This window comes from Legionella quinlivanii (assembly GCF_900461555.1).
In the GTDB taxonomy this organism is placed as follows: Bacteria; Pseudomonadota; Gammaproteobacteria; order Legionellales; family Legionellaceae; genus Legionella_C; species Legionella_C quinlivanii.
The window spans coordinates 528,758-545,966 of the sequence record NZ_UGOX01000001.1; the positions used below are offsets into that span (position 1 = coordinate 528,758).

The following is a 17,209-nucleotide window of genomic DNA, read 5'->3' on the forward strand; positions in this document are numbered from 1 at the left end:
GTTTGAACTATTGGCTCTTGAATATTAACTGTGTCGATGTGGTATATACCAATACTTGCACAGGAAATATTAAAAATGATCAAGGAAATAATATCGCTTTTGGCTAAAAATGGAATACAGCTCTCGCTAAAAGGTAGTAATCTTGCTTACAGAGCTCCAAAAGGCGCATTAACAGACGAACTTAGAAAATTAGTAGCTGAAAATAAATTAAGTATTATTCATTTCCTCCAATCTCAGAATAAGGTTATAAGTACTCCTCAGCCATGTATAATGAAAAGAGGAGGTGCTTTATCATCTCAAGTGCCATTGTCATTTGCTCAACAAAGATTATGGCTGTTAAACCAGATAGATAATAGCAAAGCGCATTATAATATGCCAAACGCATTAAAACTCTCCGGCTCCGTTAATCTTGAAGTTCTCAATCGAACCTTCAATACTATTTTGGAACGGCATGAAATTTTACGGACTTGCTTTTTAATTGATGCTAAGGAGCAGCCTTATCAACAAATTAATCCCACTCCTGATTTTTCTGTTACTGTTCATGATATATCTTCTCTTGAAGAAGATCGAAGAAATGAAAAAATTGCAGAATTGATGGTAGAGGAAACAAGCCGTCCGTTCGAACTTAGTTCGGATATTATGATACGTGCATCACTAATAAAAGAAGCGCAGAGTGAGTATACACTGCTGGTAACTATGCACCATATTGTTTCAGATGCTTGGTCAATGCCCATATTGGTACGTGAATTCTCGACCCTTTACTCGGCATATTTGCAAGGTAAAGATAATCCTTTAAATCCACCTTTAATCCAATATAGCGATTATGCTGATTGGCAACACAATTGGTTTCAAGGGGAAGTAGTGGATGAACAACTTAATTATTGGGAAAAGCAATTAGCGAATTTGCCTATTATTCATAATGTACCGCTTGACCATACGCGCCCAAATGTAAAAGGTTTTTCTGGTAAAACGTTTTATGCCAAAATTAGTAACTCTACTCGCTCAAAACTTCATAATATATGTCACGTTCATGGCGCAACCCTGTTCATGGCTTTGCATGCATTATTCGCTGCGTTTTTATCGAGATATAGTAATGAATATGACATAGTAATTGGCAGTCCAATTGCCAATCGCGACCAGCCTGAGGTTACAGATTTAATTGGCTGTTTTATTAATGTTCTTGTATTGAGAAGTGATCTCTCAAATAAGCCATCGTTCATTGAGCTGCTACAGCAAAGCAAATCAACATTATTTGATGCATACATGCATCAACAAGTGCCATTCGAAAAAATAGTAGAACGACTTCAGCCAAACCGGAGTCTAAGCCATAGCCCATTATTTCAGATCATGCTAGTTCTGGAAAACATCGGCGAAGAGGCGCTGGATCTTCCGGGGCTTCGTCTAAATGTTATGAGGCTAGCAAACACCTACGCCAAATACGATTTGACGCTCACTGTTCGAGAAAGTTCGGAAGAGCTTCAATTAGGTTGGACATATGATACTAATCTGTTTGATGCTTCAACTATAGAACGCATGGCAGCTCATTTCAATATATTGCTTTCTTCAGTATTGTCAGACCCAGATGAAAGCGTTTTTGATGTCAATATGATAAGTACGTTGGAACGGCATCAGTTGCTGACAGAGTGGGCAGGCTCTGCTATTAATTTTACGCCCAACAAGTGCGTTCACGAAATATTTGAAGCAATTGTATGTCAGCATCCTCATAGCAAAGCGATTTTTACTGATAGTATCAGTCTTAGTTATGAAGCTTTAAACTCTTATGCAAATGGTTTAGCGCATGATCTGCTAGCGGCAAATGTAACTCCAGGCGATGTTGTGCCAGTGATGATGGAAACGGGTATAGAGATTCCGTTAGCTTATTTAGCCATTATGAAAGCAGGTGCTATTTTTGCTCCTATTGATTTGCGCTGGCCAGCCGATAGGATTCAAGCGGCATTGAGCAAGTTAAAGCCAAAAATCGTATTGGCCGATAACTCAGTTTCCCTTGAATTGACCAGTCGTATAAATGTTTATGTGGTAGATTTACGGTACACGAAATCTTTGCCAGATAATCTAGAACTTAGCATAACACCCGATAACCCAATCTATATTTTCCATACATCAGGGTCAACCGGCCAACCAAAAGGCGCGATCAATCTACATAAAGGTATTGTGAATCGGCTGGCTTATATGAATCGTTTCTTTTTTAATCCAAAAGATCAAGCTGTTATGTTGATGACACATCATTGCTTTGACTCCTGCATATGGCAGATATTCTGGCCGTTGATGAGTGGGGGAAGTTGTTACATTCCAGATAAAAATAAGAATCTAGATATCGGCTACGTTATTGACTCTATCTCGCGTCATAAGATAACCATGACAGATTTTACCCCCGCTTTATTCTCAATATTTGTAGATGAGCTCTGCAGCAGGAATTGGCCAGCTGATACTCTTTCACACTTAAAAGCACTCATTATCGGCGGAGAAGCTATCACCGTTAACGCTGCTAGAAAGTTCAAGCAAGCCTATCCAACCATCGATTTAATCAATGGTTACGGCCCCACGGAAACTTCGATAGGGATGTTATTTTATCGACTGCCTCAAGTTCCTTTGTTACGAATCCCTATAGGCAAGCCAATTGCTAATGTTAGTGTGTATGTCTTAGATCAAAACCGTATGCCGGTACCTGTTGGTGTGCCTGGTGAGCTATTTATTACTGGTGTATGTCTGGGTGCTGGCTATTGGATGGACACTATACAAACGGAAAAGGTTTTTATTGATAATCCGTTTTATTTGCCTGGAAATCCTGCAAGTAGTGAAAGGATGTATAAGACTGGTGATTTAGTTCGCTGGTTACCAGATGGAAATTTGGAGTTCTTAGGGAGAACTGATCAACAGGTAAAAGTTCGTGGATTCCGCATTGAGCTCGGTGAAATCGAAAAAAATCTTATCGATCACGATAGTGTAAAAGAAGCAATTGTGCAGTCTAAAGAGACATCCTCCGGTGATAAATATTTAGTTGCTTACATAGTGTTTAATGAAGGAGGGCACCTGGACCGTAAAGAGGATATAGACTCCTTACGTACTTACCTTGCCAAGCAATTACCTGACTATATGGTGCCTTCTGTCTTTATGTTATTGGAACATATACCTCTTACCCTTAATGGTAAAGTAAATCGCAAGGCGCTACCAGACCCAGATTTAGCTACTCAAAAACAACAATATGTTGCTCCACGCTCCAAAATAGAAAAAAAAATATGCGAGATTTGGCAGGATATACTAGGTATTGAACGAATTGGTGTAACTGATAACTTCTTTGAGCTGGGTGGTCACTCCTTGACAGCCACGCAAGTAGTGGCACGTATTTCCAAAACATTCAATGTAGCCTTACCGATAAAATCCATTTTTACCGGACAGACTCCGAAGCATTTGGCGCAAACAGTTTTGGAGTTAGATATAGGCATAGATCAGCCCCCAGTTATTCGCGTCGAACGCGAACGTCTAATGTTGCCATCCTTTGCCCAACAGCGTCTGTGGTTATTGGACATTATTGATGGAGGCAGTTCGCACTATAATATGCCAAGCGCGTTTAGACTATATGGACACGTTAATCTGACAGCTCTACAACGCGCTTTCAGTGCAATTGTAGAACGCCATGAAAGCTTGAGAACAACTTTCACACTTAATGAAAGTGGCGAGCTATGTCAGGTTATCCAGCCTAATGCAGAACTGACTATCACGCAGATTGACCTTACCCAATTGGATGGATCATCGCAGCAAACCAAGCTTAAACAGATTATGTTGGACGAATCAAATAGAAGTTTCTCTTTAGATTCTGATTTGATGTTACGTGTGCAATTAATAGCACTGGCTGAAAATGAACATGTTTTACTAGCTACGATGCACCATATTGCATCTGACGGCTGGTCTGTAACAATATTATTTAACGAGTTTAGTACTTTGTATTCTGCTTTTGTAAAAGGGGAAACAAATCCACTACCTCCGTTAGAAATCCAGTATGCCGATTATGCTCATTGGCAACGTAATTGGCTCAATGGCGGTTTATTAGAGAAACAAATTAGCTGGTGGGAAAAACAACTTACTGATTTACCAGTATCTCACGGATTGCCTTTAGATCGTTCGCGTCCGAATATACAGAGCTTTGCCGGGGCGAAAGTGTATTCGCATGTTGGTAAGCGAACTACCAAGGCTTTAAGTAATCTATGCCAAAAATACGGTGCTACATTGTTTATGGGGCTGCATGCTGCTTTTTCTGCACTCTTGTCGCGTTATAGCAATGAATACGATATCGTTATGGGAACACCAGTAGCGAACCGCGAGCAGGAAGAAGTTTCAGATTTGATCGGTTTCTTCGTCAATGCCGTAGTGCTGCGCATTAATCTCTCCGATAATCCTTCCTTTTGTGAAATTTTGGAGCGCAGCAAAGGCATACTAATTGATGCCTACATGCATCAACAAGCACCGTTTGAGCAAATCGTTGAACGAATACAACCAGAGCGGCATACCAATCATGCTGCTTTATTCCAGATTGTGTTGGCTTTGCAGGGCAATCATGTTAGCTCGATGGAGTTGCCTGGGCTTAGCATTACTCCTCTAATACAAGCTAATGATGTTGCAAAATACGATTTAACATTATTTGTTACGGAGAGTAAAGATTGTCTATCTTTAACTTGGGAATACAACACAGATCTGTTTGATTCATTAACTATTGAGGAGATGTCGCGCCATTTTAGTGTATTTTTAGATTCATTGACGAACACACCGCACGCACGTGTATCCAGCATTCGTATGGTAAACGAACAGGAATGTGAGGAGCTATTAAACTTGGGTAAAAAGGGAAATGAACTTTGTGTTCGTATTGAACCCCGTTTGCTGCATTCCCGCTTCTTAGAACAAGTAAAGATTAGAGGCAGCAAAATTGCTGTGAAAACCTCCAAGAAATCGTTGACCTATGAACTATTATGGAGGATGAGCGGGGCGTTAGCACATAGCTTGATCCAGAGCGGTTGTTCAAGCAACAAGCTGGTTGCGATTCTTATGGAAAAAGGATGGGAACAAGTCGTGGCTGTCTTGGGAATCGTACGTGCAGGTGCGGCATACTTGCCGATTGATGCGCATTTACCTGAAGATAGGATTAGATTATTACTCGAATTAGGAGAAATAACGCAGGTTGTTACTACATCCGAGTTTGAGAAAATATTATTGGCCGGAACATCGCTATCAATTTTCACCATTGATAGCGAATTTGAACATAAATCAATGACTAATATTCCTATGAACGGGTTGGATTTACGTAGCAGTCCAAGTGACCTCGCATACGTGATATTTACATCAGGTTCATCGGGAGTACCAAAGGGAGTAATGATTTCACATGAAGGTGCAGCTAATACCATTGATGATTTATGCATGCGATTTAATTTAACTGATACTGACACCGTATTAGCTTTATCAAACTTAAATTTTGACCTTTCTGTTTTCGATATTTTTGGTTTATTGTCTGTTGGCGGTACTATTGTAATTCCGCAGGAAAAGGAAACCAAGGATGTGAATGCATGGGAACGATATTTGGAAATGGAATCAATTACGATTTGGAATACCGTTCCTGCTTATATGCAAATTCTAACGAAGCTCGATACTAAAAGCGTGAATTATCAGCTAAGGCTGATTATGATGGCAGGAGATTGGATTCCAACTGACTTACCATCTAAAATAGGAGTCCAGTTCCCAAATGCAATTCAGATTAGCTTAGGGGGCAATACTGAAGCGTCTATTTTTTCGTGTATTTACTATATAGATAAAACATCTAAATTTGTTAAAAGCGTTCCTTATGGTAAAGCTTTAACTAATCAACATTTATTTGTGTTTAGTAGTGATTTACGCCCAGCCCCTTATGGCGTTGTGGGAGAAATATACATAGGTGGAGTTGGAGTTTCGCTCGGCTATTGGCGTGATGATGCGCAAACCAAGAGTAGCTTTATCGTTCATCCTGATACTGGTGATCGATTGTTCAAGACAGGCGATCTTGGGCGCCTTTTAAGAGATGGAAATATCGAATTTATTGGCCGGAAAGATTTTCAGGTCAAAGTCCGAGGTTTTCGCATCGAGTTGGGAGAGGTCGATTGTGCGCTTCTTTCGCATAAAATGATTAAAGACGCAGTTACGATTGTTAAAGACTCCAATAAATCTAGTGGAATTCTAGTCGCATATGTCGTGCTTCATAAGGATATTTCTCATGGTCCACAGTCCGAAGTAATTAATTCATTGCGTCAGCACCTTGGAAAAAAACTGCCTGAATATATGGTTCCGGCTGCCTTTGTATTGCTGGACAGTATGCCGTTGACACCAAATGGTAAGGTAGATCGTAAATCGCTGCCTGAACCAGCAATAGATGCTTTAAAGAAAAAATATGTAGCACCTCGCAATGAAATAGAAGAAATTTTATGCGAGAAGTGGCAGGAAGTATTGGGCGTCGAGCGCATTGGCATTACTGATAACTTTTTTGAGCTGGGAGGCCATTCGCTGTTGGTTATGAAATTAGTTGAGAGCTTGCAGCACCATCATATAACAATGACTGCTCATCAGCTGTTTGTCACACCTATTTTAATGGATCTAGCTTTATCAATTGAAAACTCCATTGAGCATAAGGTTCCATCCTTAAAGACCACTGAGAGTTTAATACCAACAGGTTGTGAGCATATTACTCCAGCAATGTTGCAATTGGTATCGCTCAGTCCTGAAGAGATTGATCTTGTTGTGAATCAAGTACCTGGTGGCGTAGGTAATATAAAAGATATTTATTCGCTTGGTCCACTGCAAGAAGGAGTTTTATTTCATCATCGTGTGAAAAAAAATGGTGACCCATATGTTCTTTGTGATTTGTTCAAAATTAAGAGTAAACCAGAAGTTGATAAATTTCTGGATGCATTGCAGTTTATAATTAATCGTTATGATGTACTGCGTACAATCTTTTTGTGGGAGAATTTATCAACCCCTGTTCAGGTAGTTTGTCGTCAAGCTGAGTTACCAGTTAGTTGGATTAAGTTAGAAGCAGAGAGTGATTGTTTAAAATACATGCAAGATCTCTGTGCACCTGAATTACAGCAAATGGATTTAAATCAAGCTCCATTACTGAGATCAAAAATAGTACACGACTTTAATTCAGAAGAATATATCATTTTGTTGCAATACCATCATATTATATTTGACCATATTGGCATAGAAGTTATTCGAAGAGAGGTTTTATTTTATCAAGCAGGGTTAGGTGATAACCTGACGGCAGTAGTGCCTTATAGTAAGTTTATAGCTCATGTTTTGAATCAGGTTAGGCAGGGTGATGCTGTAACACATTTTCAAAAAAATCTGGCCGGTATAGATCAACCTTCGACGCCATTTAATTTGGTTGATATTCAAACTGACAGTAGCGAAATAATCGAACTTCAAAAAATAATTCCATTAGAGCTTTGTCACCAGATTAGAAAAATTGCGAAAGATTTAAAAGTTAGCCCTGCAGTGATCTTTCATGCAGTTTGGGCAATGGTTGTCGCAAGCTGTTGTGGTTCTAATGATGTGGTTTTTGGTACCTTGTTATCTGGTCGGCTTCAAGGAGTAATTGGTGCTGAACGCATGCTAGGACTATTTATTAATACATTACCACTGCGAGTTAAGTTGGATGGGTGTAGTGCTGTTGAAATAATAAAACAAGTACAAAATTCACTTCAAGATTTAATATATTATGAGCAAACCCCCTTAGTTCAGGCCCAAAAGTGTGCGAATCTTCCGTTTGGCTCACCCTTGTTTAGCGCTATTTTAAATTATCGGCATTCGGCACCGGTTGAACTAGGCGAAATTTTACATAATGAAAATGGTGTTTTTGTTAAAAACAATATAGAACACCTTAGTAGTGAGGAATATACCCATTACCCATTTGACCTATCAGTTACTGACTATGGTGTAGAATTTAAACTTACGTTATGTGTAGACTGTTCTGTAAGTGCAGAGCGTGTACTAAGTTATGTGCAAACGAGTCTTGAAGGCTTGGTTCATGCTTTGTTGGAAATGCCGAATAAGCCAGTCAAAGAAATTCCTATACTACCTCAATCGGAGCGTCATCAAATTCTTGTTGAGTGGAATGATATCCAGATAAATTATCCGAAAGATCGTTGTATTCATCAACTGTTTGAAGAACACGTAATCGTTAACCCAAATGCGATTGCATTAGTTTTTGAAGAGCATCAACTGACTTATCGTGAATTAAATGAGAAGGCAAATCAATTAGCGCATTATTTAGTGACTGAGCATCATGTAAAGCCAGATACCTTGGTTGGTATTTGTGTCGAGCGTTCCATTGATATGGTTGTGAGTATTATTGCAATATTAAAAGCTGGTGGGGCTTATGTCCCCTTAGATCCCAACTACCCTAATGAACGTTTAAACTATATCTTAAATGATGCAAAGCCTACAATACTATTAACGAAAAGTCATATTTTATTGAAGAACCCCATTATTACTAAACAAACCATTTGTTTAGATGATGAGGTGTTTGCACAACAGTTAACGAAACAGCCAACAAATAATCTTGATGCGCAACTGTCAAGTTTAAATTCGAGCCATTTGGCGTATATAGTATATACCTCTGGCTCAACTGGTCAGCCTAAAGGGGTGATGATAGAACATGAAAATGTTGTCTCATTAGTCTGTAATTCAAATTACTTACCCTTAGGTCCAAGCAATATCGTTGCTCAAGCTTCGAATATGTCTTTTGATGCAATGACATTTGAATTATGGGGAGCTCTCCTAAATGGTGCAAAGCTAGTTATTATCAATAAGGATTCTTTAATTGATGCTAGTAAGCTACAAATGATTATTCATGAGCAAAAAGTAGATACATTATTTCTTACTACGGCATTGTTAAATCTTTTCTCTATCATTAAACCTGATGTAGTAAAGGACTTAAAGTATCTGTTATTTGGTGGAGAAGATTGCTCGCTACAGGCTGTAAAAAAAATAATGAAACATAGTGCACCTGAACGCTTGTTGCATGTTTACGGGCCAACAGAAAATACAACATTTAGTTTATGGAAACAGCTGACCCCCAATTATTTAAATACAACTAAAAAAATATCATTAGGCAAAGGATTAAGTAGCAGGAATTCTTATGTGTTGGATAAAGAAATGAACCTGGTTCCTATCGGTGTCAAAGGAGAGTTGTATCTTGGTGGTAGTGGACTTGCTCGGGGTTATTTAAACCAACCAGTTTTAACAGCTGAAAAGTTTGTAATGAATCCTTTTTACGATGCTATGGATCCCAATAGCAGCACACGCATTTATAAAACGGGTGATTTAGTTCGTTGGTTACCTTGTGGTGACTTAGAATTTTTAGGCCGGGTTGATCAGCAGGTTAAGATCCGTGGTTTTAGAATAGAGTTGGGTGAAATTCAGTCTGTTTTATTAGCTGATACGCTCGTTAATGATGCGGTGGTGTTGGCTACAGAAACTCTCAATGGTGATAAACGCATAGTTGCTTATGTAGTGGTCTCTGAAAGTGCAGCCAATATGGTGGAAAATAATGACCTACGCCAAAAACTAATTAACTCGCTTCGGCATAATCTTAAACAAGTCTTGCCTGACTATATGTTACCGTCAGAGTTTATATTGATAGACAAGTTTCCGTTAACTGTTAATGGTAAGGTCGATCTGGGAGGATTACCTAAGCCTGATCTATCAAAGCTGCAAGCTAAGTATATAGCTCCTCTAACGGAAACTGAAATTGTTTTATCTAAAATATGGCAAGACATACTTGAACTGGAGCGAGTTGGTATAACAGATAATTTTTTTGAGCTTGGCGGCCACTCATTGCAGGCAGTAGAGTTAAATACGCGGATTGAGGCTAAATTTAATATTTCATTACCTTTAAAAATATTGTTTGAGTTTGATGATCTGAAAAGCCTAGCATCATATTTGGATGTGATTAACGAAGCTTCATTATAAGGACTGGCCTTTTTCTTGAAGAAATTATTATGAAAAGATTTTTGTCAAACATAGTATTAGGCGTATGGCTGGTACTGTTATTTAATGCATCATATGCTTCCCATTTATTGAATTACCAATTACTGGGTGAGATGACGAAGGTGGAAGCATTGCAGCGGCTTAAAAGGCTGCCTCCTTTTTCTAATCAAAAATCTCAATATGATAGTCAGCTATATAAAATTACTTATCAAACCACAGGCCCAGGTGGTAAGTTAACCCAAGCTTCCGGCCTAGTGATTATTCCCAAGCATATAAAATCCTTGGCGGTTGTCATGTATCTTCATGGTACTCGAGTGCTGCATAATGATGTTCCTAGCGATGGATTTTTACCAGGTTATGATTTTTATTCCGCCATTTTTAGTAATGTCAATGGTTGGATGTTAGTGATGCCAGATTATTTAGGTTATGGGGACAGTCCTTTAAATTTGCATCCCTATGTTGATGCACCTACTATTGCATCAGCCAGTATAGATGCATTAATAGCAGCTAAGGAATTAGCGGAACAATTATCTTTGACTGTGACTAGCCAATTATTTTTAGCAGGTTATTCGGAAGGTGGATTTTCAACCTTGGCAGTGTTGGAAGCTCTTGAAAAGGATTTTCCTGAATTAACCGTTACAGCTGCTGCTCCTGGTGCCGGACCTTATGATATGGATGAAACATTGAAGTATATTTTATTTAATGGTCAGAGAAAGGGCGCTTTTTATTCAGCGTTTTATTTTTATTCATTATACCATTACCAACAATATTGGCCCGACTTGAGCGAAGTATTTCAGCATCCCTATGATAAAATAATTCCAGAATTGTTTGATGGTCAACATGATGCCGATACTATTCTAATGGCATTACCTGCAAATTCACAGGCATTATTACATCCGGCATTATTTAATGCTTTTGAACAAGGAACAGAACCACATTTAGTGCAGTTACGTCGTGAATTTAACCGATACCAATTTACACCAAAGGCCAGCCTATTGTTAGTTGGTAGTCGAGGTGATACGGATGTACCATTTAGCAACTCAGCTTTAGCATATCGTATATTTCGTTCTATGGGCTGCGATGTGACACTGAAAAGTGTAAGTGATGTGCAGGATCATCGGCAAGCCTTTTTGCCTGTTCTTTTTGAACAAGTTGAATTCTTCAAGGCTAAGCTAGTTCACTAATTGATTGTAAACCAATATTATAACAAAAAAAGTGTAACAAACTGAAGACGCTCGTTTATATGGTAATCCCCCCCTTTTTAACTGAAGCCAAAAATAGAGGAATTAGGCAACTAATGCCAATTTTTGTCTTGGAGGAATGCCTCCGATAGCCGTATTAGGACGTTCATTATTGTACATCCATAACCATTGTGTCGCATGAAGCTGTACCTCTGCAATACTTTCGAATAAAAATTGGCTTAACCAGTCATACCTGACGGTTCGGTTATGGAGTTGCCCCTATAAAACCGAACCACCTAACTCACCGCTAATAAGCTCCTGATATATTCCCTGGGAGCCATCATTTTTAAGCCTTTATGAGGCGCAACTTCGTTGTAATCGTCAAACCATTCAGGAAGCTTTTTCATAACAGTCTGCGCATCATCAAGATCAAAAAAAGCGACATAATCTCGTTTAAACGTTTTAACAAACGCTTCTGCCATACCATTGCTTTCAGGGCTATATGCTGGTGTTGTCCTCACATCAAAGCCCAGGTTTCTTGCAAAAGAAACAGTGTCCCTTGCCACATAACAAGGGCCATTGTCAGTTAACCACTGTATCTGTTTGGGCATGTATTCTGCTGCACCAAACCGATACTCTACACTTTCTAGCAATAAGTCCCTGATTGCTTCTCCATCAATGCCCACTGTCGAGGCAATATAGCCTAATACTTCTCTGTCACAAGTATCCATTGCAAAAGCGACATGAACTCTATCACCGTTAGCGCACTGTATGGTAAAACAGTCTGAACACCAACGAGTGTTGCTATGCAATGTAATGACTTTCCCATCATGTACTCGTGTTTGTTTTTTGCCATACGCCGGCAGTAATAATTGATTTTGCTTCATAATACGATAGACACGTTTATGATTGACGCAGGCAAGACCTGTCTTTTTTAACTCATGATTAAGAAGCGTTGTAACCCTACGATAGCCATAGCTACTCCGTTTATCCGTTATTTCACGAATGTAAGGCAGTAGTTCCTGATCACGTATTTTAACCGTTTGTTTTCTGGAGTGTTCCATATTTTTCAACCTCTGCGTTAAGTGGGAGCGAGAAACCTGCAGTGCCCTGGCAACTGCTCTTATTCGAAATCGCTTATCCCGTACAAGGGTTGTCGCGAGATCAGTTTTTTTTTCTCGACCCAGCTTAACTGACGTGGTTTAATAGATTTGACCACCCCAGTTAAGAGATAATGCACTTAACTGGAGAAAGTAATGACGATAAGAAAGAAATACCCCAAAGAATTTAAACTGGATGCAATTAGTCTTGTTTTAGAGCAAGGTTACGGGGTAACAGAAGCAGCAAATAATTTATGCATTGGTCAAGCGCTACTAAGTCGCTGGATAAAAGAACACAAAGAACAAGATGGGCAAGCATTTCGAGGAAATGGGAAGTTAACAGCAGAACAATTAGAGATACGTCGCCTGCAGGAAGAAAATAAACGCCTGAAAATGGAAAAGGAAATCTTAAAAAAGGCGGCGGCAGATTCAACCGATCATTGCAACACCTAATTTGTTATAGTTAACTTTTTAGGAGAGACGATGGTGCGTGCTTTATCAAAACGGAGTTTTACAGAACATCAGCAAGATGTAATTTGGTCTTTATGGTCGCAAGGCAAATCACTTAGTGAAATTGGAAGACAGCTTAACAAGCATGCGGGTTCAATTTTTTGTTTCCTACAAAAATCCGGTGGTATAAAGCCTGTTAAATCTATTCGCTCAAAACAAGCATTAACTTTGTATGAACGGGAGGAAATATCACGTGGTTTATCAGCAAATTTATCTATCAGGACTATTGCAAAGACATTAAATCGCTCACCGTCGACTATATCTCGGGAAATAAATCGTAATGGAGGAATTTCAAAATATCGAGCCATATTAGCGGATAAACAAACATGGATAAGAGCAAAACGCCCTAAACAATCCAAGCTCCAAATTAATATACTGTTGAATGATATAATTGCAGATAAGCTTTCAAACAAGTGGTCACCAGAACAAATATCTGGTTATCTTAAGCGTACTTATCCGAATAATACTGCTATGAATATTTCTCATGAATCTATTTATAAAACACTTTATGTCCAATCTCGAGGTCATCTAAAGAAAGAACTATTGACGCATCTGCGGACACAGAGAGTCATGCGGCAGTCCAAGAAATTTAACACAAAAGGTAACGCACGAGGCGGGATTATAGATGCTGTATCTATTCATGATAGGCCAAAAGAAATTGATAGTCGCACTGTACCAGGTCACTGGGAAGGGGATTTAATCTGCGGCTCAAATAAATCTTACGTTGCTACATTAGTTGAACGAACATCTAGATTCACTTTGTTAGTTAAGCTTACAGGTAACGATACAGCCAGTGTTGTACACGCTATTACCAATAAAATTATAGAGCTTCCAAACCAGTTAAAAAAATCGCTTACTTGGGATCGTGGAATGGAATTAGCAAAGCATAAAAAATTTACAATCGACACTGAAATAAAGGTATATTTTTGTGATCCTAAATCGCCTTGGCAACGAGGAACCAACGAAAATACTAATCGTCTATTGAGACAATATATGCCTAAAAAAACAGACCTAGGTATTCATTCTCAATTTGATTTGGATCGAATTGCTAAAGAATTAAATGAAAGACCTAGGAAAACATTGAACTTTCTGTCTCCAGCAGATAAATTGAACGAGGTGTTGCAATGATCGGTTGAATCTGCCGCGGTCTTCTTTGCTCAAGAAACGAAATAAAATATTCGTTTGTCGCCCAAAATAAGAAGACCTGGCCAGTTGGCTTAATGTGCCAACTCCTGGGCATTACACGGCATGGATATTACAGTTATCAGCAACGCCAGAGAAATAAACCAGATGATCCTGAGCATGAGGAGGTTATTGAGTGGGTGAAGAAAATAGCTGAAGCGAGCCAGTATTGTTATGGAAGCCGCAGGATGAAGAATGCTTTAAATATATTAGGCTATCCAGTAGGTCGAAGGCGAGCTCAAAGTTTAATGAAAGAAGCCAAAGTTTTTGTTCGTTATCGAAAAAAATATAAAGTGACTACCAATAGCAACCATAAACAGCCGGTTTATGAAAATGTTTTGAATAGGCGCTTTAACACAAGCGAGCCCAATAAAGCCTACGTATCAGATATTACCTATATCTGGACACAGGAAGGCTGGCTTTATTTAGCAGTCGTTCTGGATTTATTTTCAAGGAAAGTGGTTGGTTGGAGCATGGGATCCAGAATGAAAGCAACATTGGTTTGTGATGCTCTGAATATGGCAATTTGGCAGCGAAAACCTCCAGCAGGGCTTATTGTTCATTCAGATAGAGGAGCTCAATATGCTAGTTACCAATACCGCAATTTATTAAAGAGCAAAGGATACATTGGGAGCATGAGCAGAAAAGGTGATTGCTGGGATAACAGCGTTGTTGAAAGTTTCTTTGGCAGCTTAAAACAAGAGCGAGTTCAATGGCGAAATTATCAAACCCGATGGGAAGCTCAACAGGACATTTTGAATTACATCACCATGTTCTATAACAGCCACAGATTACATTCATATTTGGGATATTTAAGCCCAAATCAATTTGAAAAACAGAGCGATTTATTAATGAAAGTTGCTTAACTGGGGTGTAACATTTTGGTTGACCACGTCAGTTCTACCTTTCTTTGAACACCATCAACTGCCGATGTTGCGCATTTTAACCGACAGAGGTACTGAGTATTGCGGAAAGGTGGAACAGCATGATTTCCAGTTGTATTTAGCGATTAACAATATCGAACATACAAAAACCAAGGCGCAATCACCACAAACCAATGGTATCTGTGAGCGCTTCCATAAAACAATTTTACAGGAGTTTTACCAGGTGACATTCCGTAAGAAACTTTACGATAATCTGGATGAACTTCAGAAAGATCTGGACGAATGGATTTATTACTACAATAATGAGCGAACCCATCAGGGCAAAATGTGTTGTGGACGAACCCCAATGCAAACTTTGGTGGATAGCAAACCAATCTGGATGGAAAAATTTATAAACTGAATTTGACCTGACAGACACTTCTTAAAAACCGGCAACTGTCAGATCAAGTTTGAACTACTACAATTTAATCCCGTAACAATAAAAGGGGTCACCTATTAGTAAGCGCCCGACCTACGCTTGCTAATATGGGAATGCTCTCATACCGATTACGAAAAATTTTATTTTATGAATCTAAATCCAAGTATTCTTTTGGTGCTTCGAGGTTTAATCCTTTGAAGTAGGTTTTAACCAGTCTTGAATTTTCTTTGTCAAAACTGATTGAGCCCATTAGGCAGGCATCTGCAACATCAGGATTTTCTTTTCTAAGAGATAAATAATTTTTTTTTGTCCATTTAATTGCTATGTATCGAAGTGGATAATATGCCCTGCCGCTATCTTTACGAGTACTTATCACCAGTCCCATTACATTTAAACAAAAACCAAGAGTTCTTGCAGATTTATAATTTATAAATTTTTCAAAATATTTGATTTCATTATAAAGAAGGCGTCTTAACTTAAATTGTATAATTTTATATGTCTCATTACGTGCAGTGATTCCGAAGAATCGACTCCAGATTGAATTATGTTGAATAAACCAAGATGTATCTGAAGGCGCTGTAACAGAAGAGGCTTCAAAAATGATTTTAAACTGTAGATCTGCTATTTTATCGTATATGTCATTGTTTTTGATGCAATCATTCTCTTTTCTTTTAAGTTTACAAGGTGGCTTTTCATTGAGTTTATCAATTAGACTGATAAAATCCGCAACAAAATCGACCACAACCTGGAGGCGCTGATATATATCAGATTGGTATTCAATTTCTACCTTATCAAGTTTGTATAAATCCGAACAAGACTTCTCAATATTATCTAATGTTCTATGTAACGGATACGAGTGCTGTACCCATAGTTTTTTCTTTAGATAGTCTTCTAGGAATATTAGAACACAACGTGTGTATGCTGCAAATTGTTGCGCGTTCCAACCTCTAATGAATTTATAATTAATATCTAAAGGGGATCGGTGTTCTGTTGCTAGTTGGTTTATTAATTCACTATTACCATAAATAGCATTGCTAAAAGGTTTAATATATCCAATTAAACCTGACTCATACCCATGCTCTTCGTGAAACAAGAGAGAATCACTGTTGCTGATAGCCTCTGCAGTAATATTTTCGGCAAACTGGCCTATCGGCAGATTGTACTTTTCTAGTTTTGTCATTTCATCGAATATAAGTATTGCAGTATGTGGCGATGAGGAAATAATGTGCCTACAGAATTTTTTATTGCCAATTAGTAGAAGTAGTTCGTATGCATAATCTTCTATAGAATGTTTATCCCTGTCAGTTTTTTCATTTCTTTCCCATGGAGTTGGTAGTGTCTTAGAAAATTGAACTATAGGTTTGGCAGATCTTGCTAATTCATCAGCCATGATAGATAAATCATGTTCAGAGCCTTTTAGAATAAGATGGTAAATATGCTGGGCGTATTTCTTGTAATTACGTTTACCAAAAATAGATGGGTTGATAAAAGCATAATGAACCCACATGACTACTAATACTAGAAAGACACCGGCCAATAATCCTTGTACCAAAATTTGGTCATTTAAAAATGCAGGCAAATGATATTGTTTAGCAAACCAAACATCTGAAAAAAGAGCGGTAATGCCAATGATGATTATTGAGTAATAAGTAATTCTAAACAGTGGAATTGGAGCTACGGAAACACGAAACTTATATCGTATATCAGTTACTGTGTAGACAATTACTAAAAGTGCAAGAGCAGATATAAACTCTGCAAAACCAAATATAGAATCTTTGGACTCAGCTGCACTCACAAATTCAGGAGTATATTTAGATATCAGATTATATAGCCATGATAAAATATGGCCAAAGTATTTTACTATTTCATCCGTGTAATATTTGATCAAGTCCATATATAAAAATTAAA

At 38.4% G+C, this 17,209-nt stretch carries 5 protein-coding genes and 4 pseudogenes; 6 read left to right on the forward strand and 3 right to left on the reverse strand.

Translation table 11 applies throughout. The features are described 5' to 3' along the window. Window positions 1–75 precede the first annotated feature (75 nt). Together DYH61_RS02355 and DYH61_RS02360 are read left to right on the forward strand one after the other, a co-directional pair. Window positions 76–10,008 carry a non-ribosomal peptide synthetase gene (locus DYH61_RS02355; protein WP_058508624.1) on the forward strand — a complete coding sequence of 3,311 codons (9,933 nt, stop codon included), beginning with the start codon at window positions 76–78 and terminating at the stop codon, window positions 10,006–10,008. Between the two features lie 29 nt (window positions 10,009–10,037). Beyond that, a complete protein-coding gene (locus DYH61_RS02360; RefSeq protein ID WP_065236182.1) occupies window positions 10,038–11,210 on the forward strand; it encodes an alpha/beta hydrolase family protein in 1,173 nt (390 codons plus the stop codon). Between the two features lie 102 nt (window positions 11,211–11,312). Here DYH61_RS02360 and DYH61_RS02365 read toward each other — a convergent pair. Both DYH61_RS02365 and DYH61_RS02370 read right to left on the reverse strand, forming a co-directional pair. After that, window positions 11,313–11,474, reverse strand: a pseudogene (locus DYH61_RS02365) (integrase core domain-containing protein); the annotation flags it as partial. 29 nt (window positions 11,475–11,503) lie between these two features. Further along, a complete protein-coding gene (locus DYH61_RS02370; RefSeq protein WP_115343299.1) occupies window positions 11,504–12,394 on the reverse strand; it encodes an IS3 family transposase in 891 nt (296 codons plus the stop codon). 69 nt (window positions 12,395–12,463) lie between these two features. Here DYH61_RS02370 and DYH61_RS02375 point away from each other — a divergent pair. The 4 genes and pseudogenes from DYH61_RS02375 to DYH61_RS02390 all read left to right on the forward strand — a co-directional run. Then, a pseudogene (locus DYH61_RS02375) lies at window positions 12,464–12,727 on the forward strand (transposase); the annotation flags it as partial. A gap of 63 nt (window positions 12,728–12,790) precedes the next feature. Next, window positions 12,791–13,945 carry an IS30 family transposase gene (locus DYH61_RS02380; protein ID WP_058508500.1) on the forward strand — a complete coding sequence of 385 codons (1,155 nt, stop codon included), beginning with the start codon at window positions 12,791–12,793 and terminating at the stop codon, window positions 13,943–13,945. Window positions 13,946–13,962: 17 nt separating this feature from the next. After that, window positions 13,963–14,865 (forward strand): annotated as a pseudogene (locus tag DYH61_RS02385) (IS3 family transposase); the annotation flags it as partial. A gap of 19 nt (window positions 14,866–14,884) precedes the next feature. Then, window positions 14,885–15,283 (forward strand): annotated as a pseudogene (locus DYH61_RS02390) (integrase core domain-containing protein); the annotation flags it as partial. 163 nt (window positions 15,284–15,446) lie between these two features. Here DYH61_RS02390 and DYH61_RS02395 read toward each other — a convergent pair. Beyond that, window positions 15,447–17,195, reverse strand: coding sequence for a hypothetical protein (locus DYH61_RS02395; protein WP_058508439.1), 1,749 nt, complete (start codon window positions 17,193–17,195; stop codon window positions 15,447–15,449). Window positions 17,196–17,209: the final 14 nt, after the last annotated feature.

Coding starts and splice junctions, on each gene's coding strand:
- DYH61_RS02355 (WP_058508624.1), top strand. CDS start 76: ATGATCAAGGAAATAATATCGCTTTTGGCTAAAAATGGAATACAGCTC.
- DYH61_RS02360 (WP_065236182.1), top strand. CDS start 10,038: ATGAAAAGATTTTTGTCAAACATAGTATTAGGCGTATGGCTGGTACTG.
- DYH61_RS02380 (WP_058508500.1), top strand. CDS start 12,791: ATGGTGCGTGCTTTATCAAAACGGAGTTTTACAGAACATCAGCAAGAT.
- DYH61_RS02395 (WP_058508439.1), bottom strand. CDS start 17,195: ATGGACTTGATCAAATATTACACGGATGAAATAGTAAAATACTTTGGC.